The 284-nt window shown below is 59.2% G+C and carries 1 protein-coding gene; it reads right to left on the bottom strand.

Annotated elements, in window-relative coordinates:
• The coding region (locus tag BFP93_RS00355; RefSeq protein WP_141687918.1) for an immunoglobulin-like domain-containing protein at positions 1-284 on the bottom strand (284 nt) is incomplete at both ends.

Raw genomic sequence — 284 nt, 5'->3', positions numbered from 1 at the left:
TTGTAGACGTCATTCGGTGCCACGGCGGTGACCGTGCCGCTGGATTGGTTCACACCGATGGTGATGGTTTTGCCGTTATCCAGGGTGACGGTCAACGGGTTGGTGATGTTGGTCACCGGCGCGCCGTTTTTATCCACAAGGCTGGCGGTGTAGACGATGTTGCCGCCTTCGCCGACGGTGGTGGTAGCGCTCAGAACCACGTCGACCTTGTCGATGGTGTCGTTGATCGCGGTGGTTGCGCCGTTGCCAGCAACTTCCAACTTCTCAAAGTTGCCGCCCGTTGC

The organism is Pseudomonas sp. 44 R 15 (genome assembly GCF_900004965.1).
Taxonomy (GTDB): domain Bacteria; phylum Pseudomonadota; class Gammaproteobacteria; order Pseudomonadales; family Pseudomonadaceae; genus Aquipseudomonas; species Aquipseudomonas orientalis_A.
Note: the sequence above shows the minus strand (reverse complement) of the source record. Positions and strands in the feature narration are given on the sequence as shown.